This is a genomic window from Aeromonas sp. R2-1, from assembly GCF_040908425.1.
Taxonomy (GTDB): Bacteria; Pseudomonadota; Gammaproteobacteria; order Enterobacterales; family Aeromonadaceae; genus Aeromonas; species Aeromonas caviae.
The window spans coordinates 26,631-46,328 of the sequence record NZ_JBFODR010000053.1 but is presented as its reverse complement, the minus strand read 5'-3'; the positions used below and the strand labels follow the sequence as shown (position 1 = coordinate 46,328).

The 19,698-nt window shown below is 63.9% G+C and carries 18 protein-coding genes; 8 read left to right on the top strand and 10 right to left on the bottom strand.

Translation table 11 applies throughout. From position 1 onward, the window contains the following. Positions 1 to 61: 61 nt before the first annotated feature. Both sbcB and AB5Y80_RS18715 read right to left on the bottom strand, forming a co-directional pair. Entirely contained in the window at positions 62 to 1,489 is a 1,428-nt protein-coding gene (gene sbcB / locus AB5Y80_RS18720) for an exodeoxyribonuclease I (RefSeq protein ID WP_319909065.1), read from the bottom strand. A gap of 178 nt (positions 1,490 to 1,667) precedes the next feature. Then, positions 1,668 to 2,378 carry a metallophosphoesterase gene (locus tag AB5Y80_RS18715; RefSeq protein WP_368173350.1) on the bottom strand — a complete coding sequence of 237 codons (711 nt, stop codon included), beginning with the start codon at positions 2,376 to 2,378 and terminating at the stop codon, positions 1,668 to 1,670. Positions 2,379 to 2,597: 219 nt separating this feature from the next. On the opposite strand from AB5Y80_RS18715, the gene mprF reads away from it, so the two are divergent. Then, positions 2,598 to 5,153 (top strand): bifunctional lysylphosphatidylglycerol flippase/synthetase MprF, encoded by a 2,556-nt coding sequence (gene mprF / locus AB5Y80_RS18710; RefSeq protein WP_368173349.1) that lies wholly within the window; start codon positions 2,598 to 2,600, stop codon positions 5,151 to 5,153. Between the two features lie 10 nt (positions 5,154 to 5,163). Continuing rightward, entirely contained in the window at positions 5,164 to 5,877 is a 714-nt protein-coding gene (locus AB5Y80_RS18705) for an AcvB/VirJ family lysyl-phosphatidylglycerol hydrolase (RefSeq protein WP_368173348.1), read from the top strand. Between the two features lie 109 nt (positions 5,878 to 5,986). Here AB5Y80_RS18705 and AB5Y80_RS18700 read toward each other — a convergent pair whose 3' ends face one another. From AB5Y80_RS18700 to AB5Y80_RS18690, 3 genes are read right to left on the bottom strand one after another with little or no spacing between them, the layout of a single operon-like run. Continuing rightward, complete coding sequence (locus tag AB5Y80_RS18700; RefSeq protein ID WP_368173347.1) at positions 5,987 to 6,757, bottom strand: ABC transporter substrate-binding protein; 771 nt, start codon at positions 6,755 to 6,757, stop codon at positions 5,987 to 5,989. A gap of 2 nt (positions 6,758 to 6,759) precedes the next feature. Beyond that, positions 6,760 to 7,635 (bottom strand): carbon-nitrogen hydrolase family protein, encoded by an 876-nt coding sequence (locus AB5Y80_RS18695; RefSeq protein WP_368173346.1) that lies wholly within the window; start codon positions 7,633 to 7,635, stop codon positions 6,760 to 6,762. 8 nt (positions 7,636 to 7,643) lie between these two features. Beyond that, the gene (locus AB5Y80_RS18690) at positions 7,644 to 8,795 is read right to left on the bottom strand and encodes a methionine aminotransferase (RefSeq protein WP_270821438.1); all 1,152 of its coding nucleotides are present in this window, start codon (positions 8,793 to 8,795) and stop codon (positions 7,644 to 7,646) included. 115 nt (positions 8,796 to 8,910) lie between these two features. On the opposite strand from AB5Y80_RS18690, the gene AB5Y80_RS18685 reads away from it, so the two are divergent. Next, positions 8,911 to 9,801 carry a LysR family transcriptional regulator gene (locus AB5Y80_RS18685; RefSeq protein ID WP_368173345.1) on the top strand — a complete coding sequence of 297 codons (891 nt, stop codon included), beginning with the start codon at positions 8,911 to 8,913 and terminating at the stop codon, positions 9,799 to 9,801. 71 nt (positions 9,802 to 9,872) lie between these two features. On the opposite strand, the gene araA is transcribed toward AB5Y80_RS18685, so the two are convergent. The 3 genes from araA to AB5Y80_RS18670 are packed head-to-tail and all read right to left on the bottom strand — an operon-like array spanning position 9,873 to position 13,758. Then, positions 9,873 to 11,372 carry an L-arabinose isomerase gene (gene araA, locus AB5Y80_RS18680; protein WP_368173344.1) on the bottom strand — a complete coding sequence of 500 codons (1,500 nt, stop codon included), beginning with the start codon at positions 11,370 to 11,372 and terminating at the stop codon, positions 9,873 to 9,875. 14 nt (positions 11,373 to 11,386) lie between these two features. Beyond that, entirely contained in the window at positions 11,387 to 12,085 is a 699-nt protein-coding gene (locus AB5Y80_RS18675; RefSeq protein WP_049636205.1) for an L-ribulose-5-phosphate 4-epimerase, read from the bottom strand. Then, a complete protein-coding gene (locus tag AB5Y80_RS18670) occupies positions 12,082 to 13,758 on the bottom strand; it encodes a ribulokinase (protein ID WP_266141355.1) in 1,677 nt (558 codons plus the stop codon). The genes AB5Y80_RS18675 and AB5Y80_RS18670 overlap by 4 nt, the downstream gene beginning before the upstream one ends. 360 nt (positions 13,759 to 14,118) lie before the next feature. Here AB5Y80_RS18670 and AB5Y80_RS18665 point away from each other — a divergent pair, with 360 nt between their 5' ends. From AB5Y80_RS18665 to araC, 4 genes are all read left to right on the top strand, one after another. Further along, complete coding sequence (locus tag AB5Y80_RS18665) at positions 14,119 to 15,102, top strand: arabinose ABC transporter substrate-binding protein (protein ID WP_039040094.1); 984 nt, start codon at positions 14,119 to 14,121, stop codon at positions 15,100 to 15,102. Between the two features lie 66 nt (positions 15,103 to 15,168). Continuing rightward, positions 15,169 to 16,665, top strand: a complete 1,497-nt coding sequence (gene araG / locus AB5Y80_RS18660; protein ID WP_368173343.1) for an L-arabinose ABC transporter ATP-binding protein AraG — start codon at positions 15,169 to 15,171, stop codon at positions 16,663 to 16,665. Positions 16,666 to 16,713: 48 nt separating this feature from the next. Then, entirely contained in the window at positions 16,714 to 17,715 is a 1,002-nt protein-coding gene (gene araH / locus AB5Y80_RS18655) for an L-arabinose ABC transporter permease AraH (protein ID WP_048207521.1), read from the top strand. Between the two features lie 132 nt (positions 17,716 to 17,847). After that, the gene (gene araC, locus AB5Y80_RS18650; RefSeq protein WP_039040092.1) at positions 17,848 to 18,759 is read left to right on the top strand and encodes an arabinose operon transcriptional regulator AraC; all 912 of its coding nucleotides are present in this window, start codon (positions 17,848 to 17,850) and stop codon (positions 18,757 to 18,759) included. A 68-nt stretch (positions 18,760 to 18,827) separates the two neighbouring features. Here the strand turns inward: araC and ykgO are convergent, their stop codons facing one another. Then, a complete protein-coding gene (gene ykgO, locus AB5Y80_RS18645; RefSeq protein WP_010674479.1) occupies positions 18,828 to 18,953 on the bottom strand; it encodes a type B 50S ribosomal protein L36 in 126 nt (41 codons plus the stop codon). Next, on the bottom strand, positions 18,950 to 19,219 hold the full coding sequence (locus tag AB5Y80_RS18640) for a type B 50S ribosomal protein L31 (RefSeq protein ID WP_039040091.1): 270 nt from the start codon (positions 19,217 to 19,219) through the stop codon (positions 18,950 to 18,952). The genes ykgO and AB5Y80_RS18640 overlap by 4 nt, the downstream gene beginning before the upstream one ends. A 224-nt stretch (positions 19,220 to 19,443) precedes the next feature. Between AB5Y80_RS18640 and AB5Y80_RS18635 the strand changes: the two genes are divergently transcribed. Continuing rightward, positions 19,444 to 19,698: a DinI family protein gene (locus tag AB5Y80_RS18635; protein ID WP_010674481.1), complete on the top strand. Its 255-nt coding sequence runs from the start codon at positions 19,444 to 19,446 to the stop codon at positions 19,696 to 19,698.

Genomic DNA, 19,698 nt, shown 5'->3' with positions numbered 1-19,698 from the left:
TGCCCATTATGTCGCGAGCCGGGGAAACGCATCGGTTTTTAACTGTGAAACGGCTCACATCTCACAGATTTTCAAGGTAGTGATAGAGACTCTTTAGAATCGCAAAGTTCCGTTCGTTCCCCTGATTCTGTTCCGCCAGGGCTTCCAGGCGCGGCACATAATCCGGCAGGCGGCGGCTGAAGTAGTCGCTGCAGTGCAGGCGCCAGCGCTTCTGCTCCGCTTCGCTCAAGGTGTGGGGCCAGTTGCGGGCGCGGTAACGAAACAGCATCTCGGGCAGACGGGGATCCGTGAAGGCAAACTCCCGCTCCCCCAGCAGATCCGCCGGGGTGGCGCGCACCAGATCCATGGTGGACTTGTCGCCGTGGCCGAAGAAACCGGCGTAGAGCTGGGTGTCGGGGTCGCCGTCGGTGCTGCCGGCAAACTCCTGGTTGAACACCTCCACCAGTTTTTCCCGCACCTCGGGGTGGGCCCGCAGCAGATCCAGGCTCTTGCGGCACTGAGCCCGATTGATGCCCAGCTCGTCCGCCCGCTCCGGCGTCAGGGTGGCGGCCGGGGCCAGCACCGGGCACTTGTTGATGTGCACCAGTTTGACCGGAATGCCGGCCAGATCCCCCAGCTCCTCTTTTTTGGTGTAGAGGCGCTCGCGGATCTCCTCGCAGGAGAGCTCGATGAGCGGAGTCGGGTCACGGGTCAGATCCACCATGATCACCGCGTTTTGGTTGCTGGGGTGCCAGGCGAGCGGCGACACCCAGCTTGCACACCCCTGCCAGGGGGAGAACATGCCGGAGACGTGCACCAGGGGTTTCATGGTCACCACGTCGATGAGGGCCTTTACCTTGTTCTTGTTGCGAAGATCAAAGAGGTACTCGAAGAGCTTGGGCTGGGCTTTTTTCACCAGCCTGGCCATCTCGATGGTGGCCAGCACATCCGAGAGCGCATCGTGGGCGTTGGCGTGGGCCACGCCGTTGGCCACCGTCAGCTTCTCCAGCCTGAAGCTCGGCTTGCCCTCTTCATCGAAGGCCCACTCTATCCCCTGCGGGCGCAGGGCGTAGCAGGCCCGCAGCATGTCGAGGATGTCCCAGCGGGAGTTGCCGTTCTGCCAGGCGTAGGCATAGGGGTCATAGAAGTTGCGATAGAGGGTGTAGCGGGTCACCTCGTCATCGAAGCGGATGCTGTTGTAGCCGAGCACGCAGGTGCCCGGGGTGGCGAACTCTGCGTGGATCTGGCGGATGAAGTCCGCCTCGCACAGGCCGTCCTTCATCGCCTTTTGCGGCGTGATGCCGGTGATGAGGCAGGCTTCCGGCTCCGGCAGGTAATCCGCCGGCGGCTTGCAGTAAATCACCAGCGGCTCGCCGATGAGGTTGAAATCCGCGTCGGTGCGAATGCCCGCAAACTGCGACGGCCTGTCTTTGGCCGGACTGATGCCGAAGGTCTCGTAGTCGTGGAAGTAGAACGTGGGCCCGCTGGCCGGGTGCGCTGATGTGCTCATGTTGCTCGAAAGGAGTATCCGATGACGGCGGCGCCTGGCGCCTAGGTGGGGGTGCCATGCACCGCAATTGCCTGCATGGTAAACCATCGCGCTGGCAGAGCGAAGTCCGGGGCGTTCGCCTGGCGCTTTAATGGGCAGTGGGCGTTGTCCGTGAGCCTGTTCATCCCATCGGTCCGGCTCAGGGCAGGGGAAAGTGGGGGGTCAGGGTATTGAGGTCCAGCAGGGTGAAGTAGCCGCCCTCCTCGGGATACCAGCCGCCGGTGTCGATGTAGTGGACGTTGCCAAGGCGCACCGGCACCCTCACCGGGGTGTGGCCCACCACCAAGGCGGCGAGATCCGCGACCCCGCTCTCGTCCAGCCGTTCGATACGGCGCCTTGACCAGAGGCAGACGTTCTTGATGGCCCGAAGCCGTCCGCCGCTCACCCCGGCATCGAGTTGGTCCAGCAGCCCCTGCCAGGAGGAGAAGGGGCAATCGGCGTGAAGCAGCCCGACCGGGCCGGCCGGGGTGGCCACCTCGATGGCCAGGGGCAGGCTGCGGTAGTGGACGGCGAACGCCGCCTGCTCGGTAGGGGTCAGGTGCTGAAACCAACCGCCGCCGTTTCGGATCCAGTTCTCCCGATCGCAGCTCTCGTAACGGCAGACGTAGTCGTCGTGATTGCCGCAGACCGGGTGAAACCAGGGCCTGGCCAGCCAGTGGATCACCTCGCTGCACTCGGGCCCGCGATCCGCCAGATCCCCGACGCTGAAGAGACGGTCCCGGGCGGGATCAAAATCCAGGGTGTCGAGGGCCTGCTGCAACAGGGCGAAGTGGCCGTGGATGTCGCCGACGGCCAGATCGCGCCCCTGGGCGTTTTGGGGGAAGCGTCTTATCAGGGGGGAGGGTGTCATGGCGTCTCCTGCCTCTATCCCGGACGGGGATGTTTTGTCTGCCTGTACATAAGGTTACAGAAGAAAAGTGGCGAGCGGGCAGAGCCTGGTAAATCATAGGATTGCCCCCGTGAACGTGCGGCGTCACGCGCCGCCTGTGGGGGAGTCACTCCGGGAGGGCGCCTTGTCCGCCCGCTTTCGGAGCCTCTCTTTCTCCACGCTTTTCGACAGGAATCTTGAATGCGGCGTCAGCTGTTGATCTGGATAGGCCCCCTGTGCAGCCTGCTGCTGCTGGGGGCGGCCTTGACCGTCCTCTATCATTTGACCCACCTGTGGCACTGGCACGACATCCGCCAGGCCATCTGGTCTCAACCCTTGCCGCAGTTGGGGGGCGCCCTGCTGCTCACCCTGCTCAGCTATGGCTGCCTCTGCTGCTATGATCTGCTGGCCCTGAAGGTGCTGGACAAGCGACTGTCCTGGCAGCAGGTGGGGATGACCTCCTTCATCGCCTACACCTTCTCCAACACCCTGGGCTTTGCGCTGCTCACCGGCTCCTCGGTACGCTACCGGCTCTACTCCTCCCTGGGGCTTGGCACCGGGGAGGTGGCCAGGGTGATCCTCTTTTGCTCCATCACCTTCTTCCTCGGTCTGATGGGCTGGGGGGGCAGTGCCCTGCTGCTGGGGCAGGGGGCGGCCCTGCTGGTGGACTGGCCCCGCTGGGCGACCGGGTTGTTGCAACTGGCGGGGGGCCTGGCCCTGCTGACGGTGCTGGCATATCTGGTGTGGCCGGGGGCTGCCCTGGTCTGGCGCGGACACCCGCTGTTCCTGCCGCGCATCAGATACCGCCTGCTGCAACTGCTCATCGCCCTGCTTGACTGGATGGCCGCCGCCGCCGTGCTCTATGTGCTGCTGCCATCGGGCAGCGTGCCCTATCCGGTGCTGCTCAGTGCCTTCGTGCTCTCCAGCCTGCTCGGGGTGCTGGCCCATGTGCCGGGGGGCATCGGGGTCTTCGAGGCGAGCATGAGCCTGCTGCTCACCCACTATCTGCCGGTGGACAAGCTGCTCGCCTCCCTGCTTATCTACCGCTGCGTCTACTACTTCCTGCCCTTCCTCTGTGCTCTGCTGCTGTTCGCAGGTCAGGAGCTGCTGCAACAGCGGGCCCGCCTGCACCGGCTGCAGGGGGTGATGATGGCGACCCGGGAGTTGGTGCCCGCCCTAGTGAGCATGGGTACCTTCGCGGCGGGCACCCTGCTGCTCTGCTCCGGGATGATCCCCACCATGAAGGGGCGGATCGAAGCCTTCCTGGAGGTGTTGCCGCTGCACCTGCTGGAGCTCTCCCATGTGCTCGGCAGTGTCAGCGGCGTGTTGCTGCTGTTGCTGGCCCACAGCCTCTACCGCCGTCATGACGGGGCATTCAGGATCACCCAGTGGTTGCTGGGGCTTGGCATGCTGTTCTCCCTGTTCAAGGGGTTTGACTGGGAGTCCGCCCTGCTGCTCGGGGGCTTCTTGCTAATCATCACCCCCTGCCGCCCTCTCTTTTATCGCAAGGGTTCCTTGCTTCACGCCCGGTTCACCCCTTCCTGGCTGATGTCGGTGGGAGCCGTGCTGCTGGGGGCCTTGTGGTTGCTGCTCTTCTCCTACCGCCATGTGGAGTACGACCCCTCCCTCTGGCTGCACGTCTCGGCCCACGGGCCCGGGGCCGCCTCCCGCGCCCTGCGCGCCATGGGGAGCGTCATCGGGGTGCTGGCGGTGGTCGGGGTGGCCCATCTGCTGGCTCCCTTGCGCCTGGCCGTCGGCAAGCCGGATGCCGAGGCGCTCTCCCGTGCCCATGGGCTGGTGATGCGGGCAGGGGGAGGCCACGGCTACCTGGCCCAGCTCGGGGACAAGTCCCTGCTGTTCCACCCAAGCGGCGAGGTCTTCCTCATGTACGGGGCCGAGGGCAGCAGCTGGATTGTGATGGGGGATCCCGTCGGTCAGTCCTCCCTCGTGGAGGAGCTGCTCTGGCAGTTTCGCGAGCGCTGTGACGAGCACGACGTCAGCCCGGTCTTCTACCAGGTGTCGGCCCGCTATCTCCCTGTCTATCTGGATCTCGGGCTCATCCCCTTCAAGCTGGGGGAGGAGGCCATCGTGGATCTGCCGAGCTTCGATCTCGCCGGCAGTCGCCTGCGCAACCTGCGCCAGAGTCACGCCAAGGGCAAACGGGAAGGGCTGCTCTTCGAGGTGGTGGCACCCGGTGAGATTGCCCCCCTGCTGCCCGAGTTGAGGGGGATCTCAGACAGCTGGCTGCACAGCAAGCAGGGCAGGGAGAAGGGCTTCTCCGTAGGCAGTTTCGATCCCGCCTACCTCACCCTCAACCCGATGGCGCTGGTGCGGCGGGAGGGGCAGATCGTCGGGTTTGCCAACCTCTGGACCAGCGACAACAAGGAGAGCCTCTCCATCGATCTGATGCGCTACAGCCTGGACACGGGGGCGGCCCCCGTCATGGACTTCCTGTTCGTCGAGCTGCTGCTGTGGGGCAAGCAGGAGGGCTATGCCAGCTTCAACCTGGGGATGGCCCCCATGTCGGGGTTCAACGACAACCCCCTCGGCGGTTACTGGGCCCGCCTTGGCAACACCCTGTTCACCCGGGGCAGCCGTTTCTACAACTTCCAGGGGTTGCGGCGCTACAAGGAGAAGTTCGGCCCAAGGTGGGAGCCCCGCTACCTGCTCTGCACCGGTCATCTGGTGCTGCCCCGCACCCTGACCCACCTCGTCTCCCTCATCAGTCGCGGCCCCTTCGGGCTCATGAAAAAATAGGAGTTGGCCCATGAGAGCCATGTTGTTGCTGTTGATTTGCTGTCTCGTCTCTTCGTTCACCTTGCCGGCGGTGGCCGCCCAGCCGGGCCGGGTCGGCGCCGATCTGGGGCTGGTGGAGTTGCCGGTGGCGCAAGCCTCGTCCGCCCCCATGGTGGTCTTCATGAGCGGGGATGGCGGCTGGGCGGCGCTGGACAAGGGGCTGGGCGCCCAGTTGCAGGCCCACGGCATGCCGGTAGTGGGCTGGAGCTCGCTCTCCTATTACTGGAAGAAGAAGACGCCGGATCAGGCGACGGCGGATCTGGTGCGCATCCTCACCGAGTACCAGTCCCGCTGGGGACGCCAGCGCTGGCTGCTGGTGGGCTTCTCCTTTGGTGCCGAGATAGTGCCCTTCGTCATCAATCGCCTGCCGCCGGCCTATCGTGACAGCCTGGCGGGCGCCGTGATGCTCTCCCCCTCGACGGCGTCGGACTTCGAGATCCACGTCAGCGACATGGTGGTGCACGGCAAGGGGGGCAGCTATCCCACCCTGCCGGAGGTGAAACGCATCCAGAGTCTGCCGCTGCTCTGCGTGCAGGGAGCGGAGGATGACTCCCCGGTCAAACTCTGCCCGCGCCTGCAGCAGCCGAACGTGACGACGGTGACACTGCCGGGTTCCCACCACTTCGACGGCAACTACCAGACCCTGTACCAGCAGATTGCCGGGCACCTCGCACTGGCGAAATAGGGGGCGTGAAAGAGAACAGACGCAGCACAGAGCAGGAAAAGAAGAAGGGCGGCCAGGGCCGCCCTTCTTCAACGCGGCCCGCATGTCAGCGAGGCCGGGCAGGAGTTGATCAGAGCAGGTCTTCGAGCTGGTACTTCTTGAGCAGGGTGTCAAAGGTGCCGTCGGCCTTGACGCTGTCGATGGCGGCATCGAACCGGCTCTTGAGCTTGTCATCGTTCTTGCGCAGGGCCACCGCCACCCCTTCTCCCAGGATCTTGTCCTGAGTGCCGTTGTACTGGGGTCCGACGAAGGCGAACTGCTTGCCCATCTCCTTGTCGAGGAAGCCCACCTTCAACTGCACCATGTTGCCGAAGGTGTAGTCGGCGCGGCTGGACTGCAGATCCAGCATGGGGGACTGGGCGTTGACGTAGCGCTTGATCTTGGCCACCTCACCGTAGCGGGCGGTGATGAAGTTGTCCTGGGGGGTGCCCTCCTGCACCGCTATCACCTTGCCCTTGAAGTGCTCGGGGGTGTCGGCAAAGTCGGCCGCCTTGTCGCTGCGCCCCACGAAGCGGTTCTGCATCATGTAGTAGACCTGGCTGAAGGCGACCTTCTGGCGCCGCTCGTCGGTGATGTTCATGGAGGACATGATGGCGTCGTACTTGCGCACCTGCAGTCCCGGCAGCAGGGCATCCCAGGGCTGGTTGATCACCTCGCACTCGGTCTTCATGGCCGCGCACAGGGCATAGGCCAGATCGACCTCGAAGCCGCCGAGCTGGCCGTTGCTGTCGACCATCTCGAAGGGGGGATAGGTGGCGTCGGTGGCGATCACCAGGGGTTTGGCGGCGGCCTGGCCGGCGGTGGCCAGGGCCATCAGCATCATCAGTGTGTTGAGTTTCATGGTCATTCCCTTGCAGTTGTGGCGTCTGTGGCGTCATGCCGATGGTCTTGAATGTGCCGGCTTGCGGGGCCGACGGCTATCTTGCGATGGGTGAGGGCCGGCAACTGGCTGCGCACTTTGCGCTGGGCGGCCAGATCCAGGGTGGCGATGGCCAGGCCCTGACCCTCCTCTACCTGGGCCAGCACCCGGCCCCAGGGATCGATGATCATGCTGTGGCCGAAGGTGCGCCGCCCACCGGGGTGGTGCCCTCCCTGGGCGCTGGCGAACACGAAGGCCAGGTTCTCCACCGCCCGGGCCCGCAGCAGCAGCTCCCAGTGCGCGAGCCCTGTGGTGTGGGTGAAGGCCGCGGGCAGGGCGATGAAATCGGGGGCAGGATCGAGTCGAAACAGCTCCGGGAAGCGCAGGTCGTAGCAGATCCCGATGCGCAGCACGCCCCAGGGCAGGGGATGGCTCACCACCTCCCGGCCCGGGGTCATGGTCGCGGCCTCGTCATACTGCTCCTGCCCGGTGCAAAAGCCAAACAGGTGCAGCTTGTCGTAGCGGCTTGCGAGCTGCCCTTGCGGGTCGATGAGCAGGCTGCTGTTGTGCATCTTGCCGGGCTCGTGGCTGGCAAGCGGCAATGTGCCGGCCAGGATCCAGAGCCCGAGCTCCCGGGCCAGCCCCTGTACCCAGGCAAGCAGGGGGTGATCGTCAACGGGGGCGGCCAGGGCCACCCGCGCCCGCTCATCGACCGGCATCAGGTAGAAATATTCGGGCAGTAGGGCCAGCTCTGCCCCCTCGGCCGCGGCCTGACGCAGCAACGCCTCGGCCTGGGCCAGGTTGTGGTCAAGGTTATCCCCGGAGACCATCTGGAGGACGGCAACGCGCAGTGAATTCATGGTGCCCCCTAGACGGCGCACAGGCGCTCGGCGCCCGCCAGCAGGGTGTCGTCATCCTTGGAGAAGGAGAGGCGGATGACCCGCTGATCCGTGCCGTCGTGATAGAAGGCGGAGACCGGAATGGTGGCGACCCCGTGATCGCGGATGAGCCGCTGCACGAACAGGCTGTCCGGCTCGTCGCTTACCCGCTCGTAGCTTGCCAGCATGAAGAAGCTGCCCGCCGAGGGGAGCAGGGTCAGGCGCGAACCGGCCAGGGCCGAGGCGAGCAGGTCACGCTTTCGCTGGTAGAAGGCTGCCAGCCCCTGATAGTGGGCCGGTTGCTGCAACAGGTGGGCGAAGCCGTACTGCATGGGGGTGTCGGCGGCGAACATGGCGAACTGGTGCACCTTACGGATCTCCTCCATCAGGGGGCGGGGCGCCACGCAGTAGCCCACCCGCCAGCCGGTGACGTGGAAGGTCTTGCCGAAGGAGAAGACGGCGACGGAGCGCTCCACCAGCTCCGGATAGCGGATGACGCTCTGGTGCAGGGCGCCGTCGAACACCACGTGCTCGTACACCTCGTCCGAGAGGATCAGGATGTCGGTGCCGCGCACCAGGCGGGCGAGGCGCTCCTGATCCCCTGCCTGCCAGACGGTGCCGGTGGGGTTGTGGGGGGTGTTGAGCACTATCATGCGGGTGCGGGGGGTGATGCGGGCGGCTACCTCGTCCCAGGGAATGGCGAAATCCGGCGCCTTGAGGGCGATCACCACAGGGGTGGCTCCCTGCAACTGGATCATGGGGCGGTAGCTGTCAAACGCCGGCTCGAACATGATCACCTCGTCGCCGGGGTGAACCAGAGCGGTGATGGCGCAGAACAGGGCTTCGCTGGCGCTGGCGGTGATGGTGATCTCCTCGCCCGCGTCATAGTGATGGCCGTAGCTGGCTGCAATCTTGGCTACCAGTTGTTCGCGCAGGGCAGGCAGCCCCGTCATGGGGGCGTACTGGTTTTCACCGGCCAGCATGGCCTCGTGGGTCACCCGGATGAGTTCGGGATCGCAGGGGAAGCTCGGCGCCCCCTGGGAGAGGTTGATGCTGGGGTGGCGGGCGGCCAGATCCCCGATCACGGTGAAGATGGTGGTGCCCACCTGGGGCAGTTTGCTGGAAACCTGGGGGATGGACATGGGGCCGTCACCTGCGTGTGTGAAAGAGGTCCCTTTTTAGCCCCCCCAAGGCTTGCCGGACAACGGATTATTCGGCATGGTACGCATGAGTTTTTCTCAAGCATGGAGGCTTGTCATGTTGTCTACCCAGCCGCGTACTCAGTTGCCTCTCTATGGCCTGCAGGTCTTCGAGTGTTCTGCCCGCCACCTGAGTTTTACCCTGGCTGCCGACGAGCTGTGCGTGAGCCAGGGGGCGGTGAGCAAGCAGATCGCCCAGCTGGAGGCGCGCCTGGGCCACCTGCTGTTCGTGCGCGGCACCCGTTGTCTCACCTTGACCCCCGCCGCCGAGCGGCTGCTGCCTTTCGTTCGTGAAGGGCTGGCCCGCATGGGGGAGGGGCTCAGCGCCTTGCAGGCCCTGCCCCACGAGCAGGCGATCAGCATCAAGGTGCCCTCCTGCGCCAGCCGCTGGCTGCTGCGGCGGTTGCAGGCGTTCGAGGGGGAGGCGGTGGAGGTGCGCGGCAGCCACAGCCATGGCATCGACTTCTCCCGGGAGCCCTTCGATCTCGCCATCGTCTACCAGCCCTGCCTGGGGCGTTATTCCCACAGCCAGCCCCTGTTTCGGGAACGGTTGACCCCGGTCTGCGCCCCGGCGTTTGCTGCCAAGCATCGTCTGTTCGAGCGCGACCTGAACGAGCTGCCCCTGCTGCCCCTCATCCATGCCAGCGCCGATAGGCGGGACTGGCGCAACTGGTTTGCCGCCTTCCTCGACATCCCCTGGCAGCCCCAGGGGGGGCAGCTGTTCGATACCCTGGACTTGGCGATGAATGCCGCCTTGCAGGGGTTTGGCCTCTCTCTCGGGGATCCCACCATAGTGGCCGAGGAGCTGGAGAGCGGCGCCCTGGTCGCTCCCTTCACCCCCGTGCTGGAGACGGATCACGAATACGCCCTGATCGCCCGGCCCGACAGCCAGCGCCACGGGGTGCAGCGAGTCTGTCACTGGCTGCTGGAGGGGGAGGGTCATCCCTGAGGGGACGCGAAATGAAACAGCCCCGCGGGCGGGGCTGTTGTCATGGTGATGGCCGCTGGCCGATTAAAGGGTCATTGGCAGATCTTGTAGTAGACCTCGTTCCAGCGCAGTTGCTCCTTGAGCGCGGGGATGCGGGTGTGCTCGTCGATGACCACAAACTCGATACCCATGATGTCGGCGAAGGTGCGCAGCTGCTCGATGTCCACCGCCTGGGTGAACACCGAGTGGTGGGCGGCGCCCGCAAGGATCCAGGCCTCGGCACTGGTCTGCAGGTCCGGCAGGGGTTTCCACAGGGCGCTGGCCACCGGGAGTTTCGGCATGGCCTCTGGCAGGTCCACCACTTCCAGCTGGTTGACCACCAGGCGGAAACGGTTGCCGAGATCGATGAGGCTGGCGTTGACCGCCTTGCCCGCCGGGGCCGCGAACAGCAGGCGGGCCGGATCGGCCTTCTTGCCTATGCCTAAATGCTGGGCGTCCAGCACGGGTTTGCCTGCGGCGATGGAGGGGCAGACTTCCAGCATGTGGGCCCCCAGCACCAGGTTGTTGCCCGCTTCCAGATGGTAGGTGTAGTCCTCCATGAAGGAGGCGCCCCCCGCAAGGCCATATCCCATCACTTTCAGGGTGCGCAAGAGGGCCGCGGTCTTCCAGTCCCCTTCTGCCCCAAAACCGAAGCCTTGCTCCATCAGGCGCTGGCAGGCGAGGCCCGGCAGCTGGTGCAGACCATAGAGATCTTCAAAGGTGGTGGTGAAAGCGCCAAAGCCGCCGTCGGTGAGGAACTTCTTCATCCCCAGCTCCTGGCGCGCCGCCTCATACAGGGAGGCACGAAGCCCCCCACCCGCCTGCACCGCCTCGGTCAGGGTGTAGGTCGCCTCATACTCGGCCAGCAGCGCCTCGATGTCGCTCTCGGGCACGGCATCGATCACCTTGACCAGATCGCCGACCGGGTGGTAGTTCACCTGATAGCCGAACTGGATCTGGGCCTCAATCTTGTCGCCCTCGGTGACCGCCACGTTGCGCATGTTGTCGCCAAAACGGGCGATTTTGAGGTGGCGGCTGTCGTGGATGGCGGCGGCGATGCGCATCCAGTTGCCAATCTTCTGTCTGGCCTCTTCATCCTGCCAGTGACCCACCACTACGGTGCGGGGCAGCCGCAGGCGGGCCCCCATGAAGCCGAACTCGCGCCCGCCGTGGGCGGTCTGGTTCAGGTTCATGAAGTCCATGTCGATCTCGCTCCAGGGGAGATCCCGGTTGAACTGGGTGTGAAATTGCAGCAGGGGTTTTTGCAACTGGCTGAGGGTCGGGATCCACATCTTGGCGGGGGAGAAGGTGTGCATCCACACCATGAGCCCGGCGCAGCGCTCGTCGTGGTTGGCATCCCGGGCCACCGCGCTGATTTCATCCAGGGTGGTACCGGTGGGTTTGAGCACTATCTTGAGGGGCAGGTTCGCCCCCTCGTTGAGCTGGTTGGTGATGGTATGGGCGTGATCGGCTACCTGCTTCAGGGTGGTTGCGCCATACAGGTGCTGGCTGCCGACCAGGAACCACACTTCCAGCTGTTTCATCAATTCCATGAGTTTGTCCTCTTTTAGGCTTTTGTCTGGCCGTAATAGGCGTGTTTGCCATGCTTGCGCTGGTAGTGCTTCTCCAGCAGGTAATCGGGCAGGGGGCGGGCCCCCGGGTTGATCTGGCCGGTGAGCCAGGCCATGCGGGCCACCTCTTCCAGCACCACGGCGTTGTGTACTGCGTCCTCGGCGCTCTTGCCCCAGCTGAAGGGGCCGTGGTTGGCCACCAGCACCCCCGGCATGGTGAGGATGGGGGTCTGCTTGAGGGTTTCGACGATGAGATGACCGGTCAGCCCCTCGTAATCCTCCTCCACTTCACCCGGGGTGAGCAGGCGGGAGCAGGGGATCTCGCCGTGGAAGTAGTCGGCCTGGGTGGTGCCGAAAATGGGGATGGGACGCCCCGCCTGGGCCCAGGCGGTGGCATGGGTGGAGTGGGTGTGCACCACGCCGCCAAGCTCCGGATAGGCGCGATAGAGCACCAGGTGGGTGGCGGTGTCGGAGGAGGGGCGCAAGGCGCCCTCCACCTGCTTGCCCGCCAGATCCAGCACCACCATGTCCTCGACCCGCATCCGCTCATAGCTGACGCCGCTTGGCTTTATCACCACCAGATTGCGCTCTCGGTCGATGCCGCTCACGTTGCCCCAGGTGAAGGTCACCAGGCCATGGCGCGGCAGATCCAGATTGGCGGCGAGCACCTGCTCCTTGAGGATCTTGAGGTTCATGCCGGCACCCCCCGGTTGTAGAGGGGTTCGGCGGCGGCGCCCCAGGCGAGGTAGCGCTGGTAGAGGCGTTCATACTCGGCGACCCGCTCGGGGTGTGGCTGGTGGGTGCGCTCCACGGCGCTCGCCATGTGGTGCTGGGCCTTGGCCACATCGGCGTGGATCCCGGCCGCCACGGCGGCAAAGATGGCCGCCCCCAGGGCGCAGCACTGATCCGAGGCCACCACCTGGATGGGCCTGTTCATCACGTCGGCGCAGGTCTGCATCACGGTGGTGGACTTGCGGGCGATGCCGCCAAGGGCGATCACCTGCTCTACCGGCACCTGCTGACTGGTCATGCACTCCATGATGCTGCGGGCACCGAAGGCGGTGGAGGCCACCAGGGCGCCGAAGAGATCGGGGGCATCGGTGCCGAGGTTGATCCCCGTGAGGGTACCCTGCAGGCGCTGGTTGGCATAGGGGGTGCGCCGGCCGTTGAACCAGTCGAGCACCACCGGCAGGTGCGCCAGGTCGCGCTGCTGATCCCAGGCGGCGGCGAGGCTGGGTAACAGGGCCTGCTTGTGGCGCTCGATGGCGGTGCGAAGCTCCGGATACTGGGCGGCGAGGCTGTCAAGGGGCCAGCCGAGCTGGCGCTGATACCAGGCATAGATGTCACCGAACGCGGACTGTCCCGCCTCCAGCCCCACCATGCCCGGCACCACGCTGCCGTCCACCTGGCCGCAGATCCCGGCAATGGCCCGATCACCTATGGTGGCCTCGTCGGCGATCAGGATGTCGCAGGTGGAGGTGCCGATCACCTTCACCAGCGCATTGTTGCCGGCCCCGGCTCCCACCGCCCCCATGTGGCAGTCAAAGGCGCCGCCAGCGATCACCACCTCGCAGGAGAGGTGCAGCCGCTCCGCCCACTCCGGGGTCAGGGTGCCGACCGGGAGATCGGCGGTCCAGCTGTCGGTAAAGAGGGGGAAGTCGAGATCCTCCGTCAGCAGGGGATCCAGGGCATTGAGGAAGTCGGCGGGGGGCAGGCCGCCCCAGCTCGGGTGCCAGAGGGACTTGTGGCCGGCGGCACAGCGCCCGCGCTTGAGGGTGGCCGGGGCCTGGGTGCCGCTCAGGATGGCGGGTACCCAGTCACACAGCTCGACCCAGTTGCAGGCGGCGGCGCGCACGGCGGCATCGGCGCGGGAGACGTGCAGGATCTTGGCCCAGAACCACTCGGAGGAGTAAATGCCGCCGATGTAGCGGCTGTAGTCGGGGAACTGGCCGCCGTGGCACAGGGCGGTGATGGCCTCCGCCTCCTCAATGGCGGTGTGATCCTTCCACAGCACGAACATGGCGTTGGGGTTGTCGGCAAACTCCGGACGCAGGGCCAGCACGCGCCCCTCTCTGTCGATGGGGGCGGGGGTGGAGCCGGTGCTGTCCACCCCGATGCCGCGCACGGCGGTGCGCTGACTCGGCGTGAGCTGGCTCACCACCGCCACCACCGCCTGCTCCATGGACTCCAGATAGTCGAGGGGGTGGTGGCGGAACTGGTTGTTGACCGGTTGGCAGTAGTGGCCTGCCTGCCAGCGCGGGTAATAGACGACATGGGTCGCCAGCTCGGCGCCGTCCTGGCAGCGCACGGCGAGTGCCCTGACCGAGTCGCTGCCGAAATCGAGTCCGATGACGATGTGCTCAGACATAAGTGCTCCTGACCATCAATGAGGGGTGACTGGGGGGAACCATAGGAGATGGGCAGGAGGGGCGGTTAGCCATTGGCTGCTGGAAATATGGATTTTAACGCTGTCAGTGCGACAGGGTGACGGCTCTCTAAAATTCAATATGTGACGAAATTGCTAATTATATAGACGAAATGGCTGCAATCTCATGGCGTGATCCTGCTCTCCATTTTTTATTGTGAAAACGATTACAACTTGGTTCGCTCAACCAGCAACAACAATAACGTCCTGTTTAAGCATGTTTTTATATGGCTGCGACTTGATTGGCTCAACGAGCAGCACTGCGTGGATACATGGATTGATAGAACCGTTGGAGACATTCGCATGAACAAAATCGTTAAAGGCATGATCGCGATGGGGTTCGCCCTTGGTATGGCAAATTCTGCTTTCTCGGCCGAAGCGCTGAAGCTGGGCTACCTGGTCAAGCAGCCCGAGGAGCCCTGGTTCCAGACCGAGTGGAACTTCGCCGACAAGGCGGGCAAGGATCTGGGCTTCGAGGTGATCAAGATAGCCGTCCCCGACGGGGAGAAGACCCTCAATGCCATCGACAGTCTGGCGGCGAATGGCGCCAAGGGCTTCGTCATCTGTACCCCGGATCCCAAACTCGGTGCCGCCATCATGGCCAAGGCCAACAGCATGGATCTGAAGGTCATCACGGTGGATGACCAGTTCGTCAACGCCAAGGGCCAGCCCATGGAGCAAGTGCCCCTGGTGATGATGGCCGCCACCAAGATTGGCGAGCGTCAGGGTCAGGAGCTCTACAAGGAGATGCAAAAGCGCCAGTGGGACGTAAAGGCGACCGGGGTGCTCGCCATCACCGCCGACGAGCTCGACACCGCCCGTCGCCGGGTCGAGGGCTCCCTGGGCGCGCTCAAGGCCGCCGGTTTCCCCGAGGGCCAGATCTTCCGCGCGCCCACCAAGAGCAACGACATTCCGGGGGCGCTGGATGCCGCCAACTCCATGCTGGTGCAACACCCCGAGGTCAAGAACTGGCTCATCGTCGGCATGAATGACAACACCGTGCTCGGCGGCGTGCGCGCTACCGAAGGGCAGGGCTTCAAGGCGGAGAACGTCATCGGCATCGGTATCAACGGGGTGGATGCAGTGAACGAGCTCTCCAAGTCCAGCGCCACCGGCTTCCTCGGCTCCCTGCTGCCAAGCCCGGACGTACACGGCTACAAGAGCATCCAGATGCTCCATGACTGGGTCGTCAACGGCGCCGAGCCTGCCAAGTTCACCGAGGTGACCGACGTGGTGCTCATCACCCGCGACAACTTCAAGGCCGAACTGCAAAAGAAAGGGCTGTGATCCCCATCCCTTGATACCCATGCCGGCATGGCGGAGTGCGCCGTGCCGGCTGGCTGGAGTCATCTCATGAATCAAGTTCCATATCTGGAGTTTTGCGGCATCAGCAAGGAGTTTCCCGGCGTCAAGGCGCTGCAGAACGTCTCCTTCGCCTGCCAGCAGGGCACGGTACACGCGCTGATGGGAGAGAACGGGGCCGGCAAGTCCACCCTGCTCAAGATCCTGAGCGGTTTTCAGGCGCCCACCCGCGGGGTGGTGAAGCTGGCGGGTCAGGAGAAAGTGTTCCAAAACACGGTCGATGCCCTTGAGAGCGGGATCGCCATCATCTATCAGGAGCTGCACCTGGTCCCTGAAATGAGCGTGGCGGAGAACATCTACCTGGGGCAGTTGCCGACCCGGCGCGGCGTCATCGATCGGGAGAAGCTCTATCAGGATGCGGCCAGGCAGCTGGCACGCCTCGGGATGGACGTCTCCCCCGAGACGCCGCTCAAGTACCTGTCCCTGGGTCAGTGGCAGATGGTGGAGATCGCCAAGGCCCTGACCCGGGACGCCAGCGTCATCGCCTTCGACGAGCCGACCAGCAGCCTGTCGTCCCGCGAGATTGAGCAGCTGTTTCGGGTCATCCGCCAGTTGCGGGATGAGGGCAAGGTCATTCTCTACGTCTCCCACCGCATGGACGAGATCTTCGCCCTGTGCGATGCCATCACGGTGTTCAAGGATGGCCAGTTCGTGCGCACCTTCGCTTCCATGGCCGAGGTGGACCGGGATCTGCTGGTCAAGACCATGGTGGGGCGCGAACTGACCGACATCTATGGTTACAGCCCAAGGCCGCTTGGCGAGGCGGGCCTCAAGGTGGAGCACCTGATGGGACCCGGCCTCAAGGCGCCGGTGTCGCTCGAGGTGAAACGCGGGGAGATCCTTGGCATCTTCGGGCTGGTGGGGGCCGGGCGCAGCGAGCTGATGAAGCTTATCTTCGGCGCCGAGACACCTCGAGGGGGCGAGATAGCGGTGTTTGGCAAACAGGTGGTCATTCAGAGCCCCATCGACGCCATTCGCAGCGGCATCATGCTCTGCACCGAAGACAGGAAGGCGCTCGGCATCATCCCCATCCATTCGGTGCAGGAGAACATCAACATCAGCGCCCGCCACCACCACGCGTGGGGAGGCTTCTGGATCAACCAGAAGTGGGAGGACGAGAACGCGAGGCTGCGGATCCGCGACATGCGGGTCAAGACCCCGTCTCCCCAGCAGGCCATCATGAACCTCTCCGGCGGTAACCAGCAGAAGGCCATTCTGGGGCGCTGGCTGTCGGAAGACATGAAAGTGATCCTGCTCGATGAACCGACCCGGGGCATCGACGTCGGGGCGAAGAACGAGATTTACAACGTGATTTACGATCTGGCCAAGGTGGGCATCGCCGTGGTGGTGGTCTCGAGCGAGCTGCCGGAGGTGCTGGGCATCGCGGATCGGATCCTGGTCATGCGGGAGGGGGAGATCGCCGGCGAGCTTTCCCACGACGAGGCCAACGAGGTCAAGGCGCTCAATCTGGCCATGCCGGCCCGTTGATCTGCTGACCGCAACGAGATAGCACCCGGAATTTTCAGGAGAAATACCATGACAACAACGACCTCGGTCGGCCAAGCCGCCAACGACACCGCGGTGAGCGGTACCCGCCTGCAACTGACCCGCATCTGGGATCAGTACGGCATGCTGGTGATCTTCGCCATCCTGTTCCTGCTCGCCTGCGTGCTGGTCCCCAACTTCGCCAGCCTTATCAACATGCGGGGGCTCGGGCTTGCCGTCTCCATGTCGGGCATGGTGGCCTGCGGCATGCTGTTCTGCCTCGCCTCCGGCGAGTTCGACATGTCGGTGGGCTCAGTGGTGGCCTGCTCCGGGGTTGCCTGCGCGGTGGGTATCAACGCCACCGAGAGCATCCCCCTCGGCATTCTGGCCGGTCTCTCGGTGGGCCTTGTCTTTGGCCTCATCAACGGCATCGTCGTGGCCAAATTCAAGATCAACGCCCTCATCACCACCCTTGCCACCATGCAGATGGCGCGCGGGGTGGGCTACATCATCTCCGACGGCAAGGCGGTGGGCATCGTGGAGGAGGGCTTCTTCGAGCTTGGCAACTCCGCCCTGCTCGGCATCCCGACGCCCATCTGGCTGACGGCTGTCTGCTTCGTGCTGTTCGGGCTGCTGCTCAACAAGACCACCTTCGGGCGCAATACCCTGGCCATGGGGGGTAACGAGGAGGCCGCACGTCTGGCCGGGGTCAACGTGGTGCGCACCAAGATCATCATCTTCACCATGACCGGGCTCATCGCCTCGCTCGCCGGCATCATCCTCGCATCCCGCATGACCTCGGGTCAGCCCATGACCTCCATCGGCTTCGAGCTGGTGGTGATCTCCGCCTGCGTGCTGGGTGGGGTCTCCATGAAGGGGGGGATCGGCAAGATCTCCTACATCATCGCCGGGGTGCTGATCCTGGGGCTGATGGAGAACGCCATGAACCTGCTCAACATCTCCCCGTTTGCCCAGTACGTGGTGCGTGGCCTCATCCTGCTCGCCGCCGTGCTGTTCGACCGCTACAAGCAGGTGCGCAAAGCCCGTATCTGAGCGATGTCTTTCCTCGTCACCGGGCCGGCCTCGCGCCGGCCCGGTGTTTTCCCCGGCAAGCTGTGAGCCAGTTCAACAATTTCACAACGAACAGCTTGCGAACTTAGGGGGTTCCTACGCCGGATCTCTACAATGGCCCATGTCGACTTTTTTACTGAAACCCTGTTTTCCGCCATGTCCTCGATGCAAAAAGAGAAGCCGAAACAACTCAATCCCCTGCTGCCCGGCTACGCCTTCGACGTCTTCCTGGTCTCGGGGATGACTCCCATCGAGCAGGGGAGCGCGCTGGATTTCACCATCGACAGGCCCCACGGCATGAAGGGGTTCATCGTCAATCTGACCATCAAGGGCAAGGGGCAGATCTTTCAGGGGGACAAGGCCTTCACCGTGGAGCCCGGTGACCTGCTGCTCTTTCCACCCGCGGCGGTGCACCATTACGGCCGGGCGCCGGATGCCAGAGAGTGGTATCACCGCTGGGTCTATTTCCGGCCGCGGGCCTATTGGGCTGACTGGCTCAAGTGGCCCCAGGTGACGGAGCAGGTGGGGCGACTGCAACTGGCGGACAACCAGCTGCTCACCGAATTCGACGCCCTCTTCCTCGACATCGAGGAGACCCACAAGCAGCTGCGGCCCATGTCGGAGCAGCTCGCCATGAACCTCTTGGAGCGGTTGCTCATCCGCTGCTACGAGGCATCGTCCCAGAATGCCTATCCCGCCATCGATCACCGGGTCCACGAGGCGTGCCAGATCCTGAGCGAGTCCCTCTCGGCCGAGATCTCGGTGGAAGCGCTGGCGGAGCAGGTGTTCTTGTCCCCCTCGCGCCTCGCGCACCTGTTTCGCGAGCAGGTGGGGGTGAGCATAGTGCGCTGGCGTGAGGATCAGCGCATCATGCGGGCCAAGCTGTTGCTGCAGACCACGCCGCTGTCGGTCGCCACCATAGGCCAGCAGGTGGGCTATGACGATCAGCTCTACTTCTCGCGGGTATTCCGAAAGCGGGTAGGAGTCAGCCCCACCGAATACCGCAAGTGCGCCACCCCGCTGTGAGCAGAGCCCAGAGATGACAAAGCCCTCATGACGAGGGCTTTTGTTATCCATGAGGGGCGGATGCGCAATCAGCCCTGACGAGCCTTGAACCTGGGATTGCTCTTGCAGATGACGAACAACTTGCCGCGTCGACGCACGATCTGGCAGTCCGGGTGACGCGACTTGGCGGATTTCAGGGAGGCGAGGACTTTCATTGTTTCTCTTTTCCTTTGCTGAAGAACTGACCGAATCGCTGGCCGAAGCGAGCGACCTGACCTTCCTTGCCGACCTGCTTCTGTTTGCCGGTATAGAAGGGGTGGGACGCGCTGGAGACATCCAGCGTCACATAGGGGTAGGTGTTGCCATCTTCCCACTCTCTGGTGCGATCGGTGGCCAGCGTGGAGCCGATCAGAAAGTAGGTATTGCTGGCGAGATCGTGGAACAGAACCTTGCGGTATTCAGGGTGAATATGGGGGCGCATGATTGCCTCTTTTGTTATGTTATAACAAGGCATGATAATGCGATGGATGAGAATCAATATCAACTGTTTTTTCCATGATGACAGCGATGGGGGAAAATCGGGGCCGTTCGGCTGCACATCGTCAGCAAGAAGGCATGGGCGGTGAGGGCCTATGTGCAGCCACCATCTTTACTTTTCAAATTTACTGTATAAAAATACAGTAAATTATCATGGAGACGTACCCTATGCGCCTGGAAATCATCATCGACAGAAAACACCAGATCCCCACCTCGACCATGGAGGCCTTGCGCCAGGAGCTGCTCAAGCAACTGGGTGAGCGTTTTCCCGATCTGCATGTGCGGGTGGCACCGGGTAGTGCCATGGCTCTGACGGTCAGTCGCGCCAGCAAGGAAGACAAGGAGCTGGCCGAAGCCATGGTGCAGGAGGTGTGGGAAAACGCTGATAGCTGGATGCCGGAAGAAGAGGCTCTGGAGGCCTGA